Here is a 6,773-nt window from a genome sequence, read left to right as displayed (position 1 = left end):
AGGATTTTCATAGTCACGGTTGATGTAGGCATTTTTCAGCGTGAATTTCCATTCATCCTCGTTTGGCTGTCCCAACGAATCTGCTGCAAAAAGCATAGAACTTGATATTCCACCTATGAAGAATAGGGTTGAAGCGGCTAAATATTGTGATTTAAAACATGGTAATAAGCGCATAATCCATTTCCAATAAGGGTGCGCCAGTCCTAGGCGCACCGATTTTTACGACTCAGTAAGAGATGATGATTGAAGAGAAAAATCAGGAGCTGACTGTGCAGCAACAGAAGCTTTTAAATTCACCAAAAAGATAGCGAGTGCGGCAAGAAGGCCAGGTATGGCAATTGCTATAAAGTTCATTTGGTGAGGTAACTCAAATGTAAGTAATGCACCTGTTAAAACTGGACCGATAATGGCTCCAATCCGCCCAATACCAGATGCCCATCCCATCCCTGTTGAACGAACTGCAGTTGGGTAAAACTGTGCAACAAAGGTATACAGTAAGATTTGCGAACCAATTGTTGCGGCTCCAGCGATCGCAATAAGGGTGTATAAAACAAATTGTGGGCTATTAAATCCAAGTAAGATCAAGGCAGCAGCACCAATGACAAACATACTGGTCAATACTGGTTTTAAATGAAATTTATCTGCAAGCGCACCACCACCAATCGCACCAACCATTCCTCCAATATTTAGAGCAAAGAGGAATAACATACTGGCACCTAATGAATAGCCAGCTTGTAACATCAGTTTTGGTAACCAGCTTCCTAATGCATAAACCATTAACAGACACATAAAGAATGCAATCCAGAACATAAATGTGCTAAATGTGCGCCCTTGTTGGAAGAGTGCGCGAACAGGCGCTTCTGTCACGGTATTTTCATTAAGTACTAACTGTGTATCGATCGTTAGCTCCGTTTGTGGGGCAAGTTTTCTGACAATACTTTGAGCTTGATCATCACGGTTAGATTTCACCAGAAAAGCTAAAGATTCAGGTAAAAATTTCCAGATCAAAGGAAGGAGCAAAAGTGGAATACCAGCAATCAAAAACATGATTTGCCATCCCATATCTTTTACTAGCCATGCACCAAGCAGCGCCGATGTCATGCCACCAATCGCATAACCACTGAACATAATCGCGACTAAAGTGCTGCGGATTTTTTTAGGTGCATATTCGGTCATGAGAGCCACGACATTTGGCATGACACCACCAATACCGAGTCCAGCCATAAAACGCAGACCGGCAAATTCCGCTGGACCTGTGGCAAAAGACCCAATAAAAGTAAATCCGCTAAATAAAGATACACAAATTAAGATAGCTTTTTTACGCCCTAACTTGTCTGAAATTGTTCCGAAAATCATGGCACCAAACATCATGCCAAATAAAGCTGCACTGGCAAGTAACCCTGCCTCAACGGTTGTGAGTGACCACTGTTTCATTAATAATGGAAGCACAACACCATAAATAACCAGATCATATCCATCAAAGATAATAATCAATAAACACCACATTAAAACTTTCCAATGAAAAGCAGTAAAGCTGGCCTTGTCAACAATGTCATTGATATTGACTTTGTTCATCCCTCACCTCCTGTGAAGTATCGTTTTATTTTGTAAGTAAATTATTTTGTTATTGGGTTAGAGTCAAAAACCAAATTGATATATCTTTATGTCTTTAAAGTATTGAAAAAAGAATATTTTATAAAAATTTCAGCGCACAAAACCCGTATTATTTTGCGAAAAATGAGCTCAGGATGAGCTTATAAAAGATGATTTATATTCTTTTATTATGAAGTTTTATCAGAGAAAGTCATGACATCGCAAATCTAAAACATAAGCTTTATACAAGATGCCAAACGTGTTGAATTTTGCGATTTAAATTAATTTAGTGAATTGATTTTTATATTATTATATTAAATTGAGTTAAAAATTTATTCATCTTTCATCAGATAAAATACAAGATGGGCATAATGCCCATCTAATATGATAAAAATCAAGTAAATACTGTTGCTAAAAAAACAGCAACGAATCATATGGATTTAAAATATATAAACTTATTGCATTCGCCCTGTTTCCACAAAGTTAGCATGCCATGACAATGCTTCACGCAGTAAATGCGGAGTATGCCCGCCTAAAGCACAAGCACGTTCAAAATAATCTAACAGCGATTTTTGGTAACTTGGGTGTGCACAACACGTAATAATTTTACGCGCTCGCTCACGAGGTGCCAAACCACGCAAATCTGCCAGACCTTGTTCAGTCACCAAAATATCCACATCATGCTCAATATGGTCACAATGGCTGACCATCGGAACTACTGAGGAAATGGCACCATTTTTAGCAATCGATTTGGTCACAAAAATCGCCAGATGCGCATTGCGGGTAAAATCACCTGATCCACCAATACCATTCATCATTTTTGTGCCTGACACGTGGGTCGAGTTAACGTTACCGTAAATATCGAACTCCAATGCGGTATTGATGGCGATGATGCCTAAGCGACGGATAATTTCAGGGTTGTTGGAAATTTCCTGAGGGCGCAGCACAATCTTGTCTTTATACATGTCAAAATTTTTCATGACATGCGCGGCACATGGTTCTGACAAAGTCATGGAGCTACCCGAAGCAAATGTCATTTTCCCCGAATCAATGAGTCCGAATGTGCAGTCTTGCAATACCTCAGAATACATTTCCAAATCATGAAAATTTGAATGCTGAAATTCTGCGAAAACTGCGTTGGCAATTGAACCGACACCCGACTGTAATGGCCCCAGATTTTCAGGCAAACGACCTGATGCCACTTCCTGTTCAAAGAAATGAATTAAATGCTGGGCAATCGCCAAGGTATCAGCATCAGGTTCATCCATTTTAAAAGACGTATCAGGCAGATGATTGATCACAATCGCGGCTATTTTGGCTGGATCGACCTCTATGCCTAATGTGCCAATGCGGTTGCTGGCATTGACTAACGGAATAGGCTGGCGATTTGGGCGAGTTGCAGGCACATAAACATCATGCGCACCTTCAAATTCAGGGCTAATGGTACAGTCAATTTCGATAATGACCTGATCTGCCATTTCCACAAAATTAGCCGAGTTACCACAAGAAGCCGTCGGAATAATCTGCCCTGTTTCGGTAATTGCAGTTGCTGCAATGACTGCGACATTAATGCGTGGCAGGTTTTGGTGACGAATATTTTCAGCCATTTCAGATAAATGCTGATCTATATACATCACTTCGCCTTGGTTGATGGCTTGACGCAAATCAGGGTCTGCCTGATATGGATAGCGACGAGCCAGTGCATGCGCCTGACTTAAATGCCCATCAATCCGATTACCAAGACTGGCACCTGTCGCAAGGGTAATTTTTAGTGGATGCTGCTGAGCATAATCTGCCAGTGCCAAAGGCACCGTTTTTGCCTCGCCTGCACCACCGAAACCGCTCATTCCAACGACTGAGCCGTCTCGGATCAATTGAATTGCCTGCTCAACAGGCACCACTTTGTCATGCAGACTAGCTAGACGAATACGCTCCAAACCATTTAACATTTCTAATATCCCAATATCGTTTGAATTCTGATTCCGTTTTTATCGTTATGTTTAAACGGAATTTCCTTGTTTATTTGTATTAAACCAATTCGATTGCTATCGCAGTGGCTTCTCCACCGCCGATACATAATGCTGCAATTCCTTTTTTACCACCAGTACGTTTTAAGGCATGAATTAAAGTGACGATAATTCGTGAACCCGATGAGCCTAATGGATGCCCGAGAGCACAAGCACCACCATGGATATTGACTTTATCGTGCTCCAGTTCAAACGCATCTATAGCGGCCATTGTCACCATGGCAAAGGCTTCGTTAATTTCCCACAAATCAACTTCTTGCGTCGACCATCCTGTCTGTTTTAAAACTTTCTCAATCGCCCCAACAGGTGCAATGGTAAATTCTGAAGGATGCTGTGCATGTGAAGCGTACGCCAAAATCTTGGCTAAAGGGTTTAAGCCCTGAGCTTGTGCATATTGCTCTGACGTAATGACCAGTGCCGAAGCACCATCTGAAATTGAGCTGGCATTGGCGGCAGTAATCGTGCCATCTTTTTTAAAGGCAGGGCGCAATGTGCTGATTTTGTCAATTTTGGCATTGAGCGGCTGTTCATCCTGATCAACCGTAATCTCGCCTTTTCGCCCTTTGATCTGCACAGGCACAATTTCCGCTTGAAAATATCCCTGTTGGGTAGCATGAATAGCGCGGTTCAGGGACTCGATTGCATACTGGTCTTGTTGCTCACGACTATAGCCTTTTTGGTCTGCCATGTCCTGTGCCAAAATCCCCATCGACAGACCTGTTTCAGCATCTTCCAGACCTTCCTGAAACATGTGATCGGTGACTTTTCCATGCCCCATGCGATAACCACTGCGGGCTTTATCCAGCAGATAAGGCGCATTGCTCATGGACTCCATGCCGCCCGCTACGATGATCTGGGCTGAACCTGCACGAATGCTATCGGCAGCTTGCATGACCGCTTTCATACCCGAACCACAAACTTTATTAATCGTGGTTGCTGGCGTTGTATCTGCCAAACCTGCCTGACGCATGGCCTGACGTGCAGGTGCTTGCTTCACGCCTGCAGGGAGCACACAACCCAAAATAACTTCATCGACTTGTGCAGGTTGTATACCTGAAACCTGTACCGCTTCGCGAACGACCACCGCACCAAGCTCTGGCGTAGTAAGTGGTGACAGTACCCCCTGAAAACTTCCCATGGCTGTACGTACTGCACTTAAAATAACAATCATCGTTTTTATATCCTTATTACGTTCATTAGAGTTCAAATCTTCGGACTCAATATCCTTACTGATTTATAGATCAATGACTTTGAATCATTTCTGAGTCAATCGTGACCTCTAATTTTGTCTTGTTATAGGATGAAAAATTTTGATTTCTCATCCTATAGTGAATCAATTTTTTATGCTTGTGCTGTGAAATACGCTTCTGGTAACTGCATTAACGTTGCTGTGCCCGCCTGAATTTTGGCAATATGCGAAGCCAGTTGTGGCAAGCATTTCTCTGCATAGTACTGTGCCAGTACCAGTTTATGCTGGTAAAACTCTTCTGGTTTTTCCTGAGCTGCATGTGTAATGCGGGCAAACATATAGGCAAAACTCATGAGACCAACCGCATGCAAATAATCAACTGCAATGCCATTGGCAAACTCTGGATGGTTTTTTGCCTGTTCTAAAATAAACTGGGTAGTCTTTTCAACTTGTGTACATGCATCCAGTGTTGCTGTTTTAATCACCAGGCTATCATCGAGTTGCTGCACAAAATCACGAATCTCGGCAATATAATCTGCGATCAGTGCACCCTGATTCTTAATGGTTTTTCGCCCAATCAAGTCTTGTGCCTGTACACCATTGGTCCCCTCATAAATCTGAGCAATACGCAAATCACGTACACACTGCTCCATGCCCCATTCACGAATATAACCATGCCCACCGAAACACATTTGTGCATCTAAAACGGCATCCAATGCGGTATCGGTCAAATAAGCTTTGGCAATCGGTGTAAGTAAAGCAACCCGATCATTGGCTCGTTGTACACTTGCTGGATCGTGAGCAAACTTGGTCATGTCCAGTTGCTGACCCACATAGACTGCAAATGCACGTGATGCCTCATTATTGGCACGCGCATTGAGCAACATGCGGCGAACATCACCGTGTACCAAAATCGAATCTGCTGGTTTTTCAGGAGATTGTACGCCTGTAGCACTGCGCCCCTGCAAACGATCTGTCGCATATTGGGCAGCATTTTGATAAGCAAATTCTGAAGCGCCAAGTCCTTGAATTCCCATAGATAAACGTTCATAGTTCATCATGACAAACATAGCCGCCAAGCCTTCATTTTCCTGACCGACCAAGAAACCTTTTGCAGCATCGAAGTTCATAACACAAGTAGATGAACCTTTAATTCCCATTTTGTGCTCAATAGAGCCTGCAGCAACACTGTTGCGCTCACCTAAACTACCATCTTCATTGACCATAAATTTCGGCACAATAAACATGGAAATACCACGTGAACCCGCAGGCGCACTTGGTGTTTTAGCCAAAACTAAATGAATAATGTTCTCACAGAGGTCATGTTCACCACTGGTAATAAAGATTTTAGTGCCTGTGATCTGGTATGAACCATCAGCATTTGGCTCAGCCTTGGTTTTAATGATCCCAAGATCGGTACCCGCATGCGGTTCAGTCAGGCACATGGTTCCTGACCATTCCCCTGTATACATTTTTGGTAAATAAGTTTCTTTTTGCTGCTGCGAAGCGCAGTTATTCAGCGCCATTCCCGCACCAACAGTCAGTAACGGATACAACATAAACGATGGGTTGGTGGCAAAAATCATTTCATCCACCAGAACAGTCAACATTTTTGGAATGTTCTGACCACCCCATTCTTCTTCTGCACCCAACCCGATCCAGCCACCTTCAGCATACTGTTGAAATGCTGCTTTAAAACCTTGCGGCGTTTTTACTTCACCTTGATGAAATTGTGCACCGCCTTCTTCATCTGCGGAACGATTCAAATCCAGAAGTGTACCTTTAGAAAACTTTGCCATTTCTTCTAAAATTGCATTTGCTGTTTGCATATCCAAATGTGCAATTTTTTCATGTGCTTGCCAGAATGCTTCTGCGTTAAATACATCGTTTAAAATAAAGTCCATATCTTTGAGAGGCGCGTTATAAATTGGCATTTTTCCTTCCTGAATCACTTTTTTAGGCTC

The 6,773-nt window shown here is 42.5% G+C and carries 4 protein-coding genes and 1 pseudogene; all 5 read right to left on the bottom strand.

Annotation, left to right across the window (positions count from 1 at the left end):
• A pseudogene (locus ACX1N5_RS14885) lies at positions 1-174 on the bottom strand (OprD family outer membrane porin); the annotation flags it as partial.
• Positions 175-219: 45 nt separating this feature from the next.
• The gene (locus ACX1N5_RS14880) at positions 220-1,575 is read right to left on the bottom strand and encodes an aromatic acid/H+ symport family MFS transporter (RefSeq protein WP_458803323.1); all 1,356 of its coding nucleotides are present in this window, start codon (positions 1,573-1,575) and stop codon (positions 220-222) included.
• A 473-nt stretch (positions 1,576-2,048) separates the two neighbouring features.
• Entirely contained in the window at positions 2,049-3,542 is a 1,494-nt protein-coding gene (locus ACX1N5_RS14875; protein ID WP_458803321.1) for a succinate CoA transferase, read from the bottom strand.
• A gap of 79 nt (positions 3,543-3,621) precedes the next feature.
• Positions 3,622-4,791, bottom strand: a complete 1,170-nt coding sequence (locus ACX1N5_RS14870; protein WP_458803319.1) for a thiolase family protein — start codon at positions 4,789-4,791, stop codon at positions 3,622-3,624.
• 170 nt (positions 4,792-4,961) lie between these two features.
• The gene (locus tag ACX1N5_RS14865) at positions 4,962-6,743 is read right to left on the bottom strand and encodes an acyl-CoA dehydrogenase C-terminal domain-containing protein (RefSeq protein WP_458803317.1); all 1,782 of its coding nucleotides are present in this window, start codon (positions 6,741-6,743) and stop codon (positions 4,962-4,964) included.
• Between the last annotated feature and the right edge of the window lie 30 nt (positions 6,744-6,773).

It is taken from the genome of Acinetobacter sp. ANC 4636, from assembly GCF_054454555.1.
The sequence above is the reverse complement of the archived record's forward strand: the minus strand, read 5'-3'. Positions and strand labels throughout refer to the sequence as shown.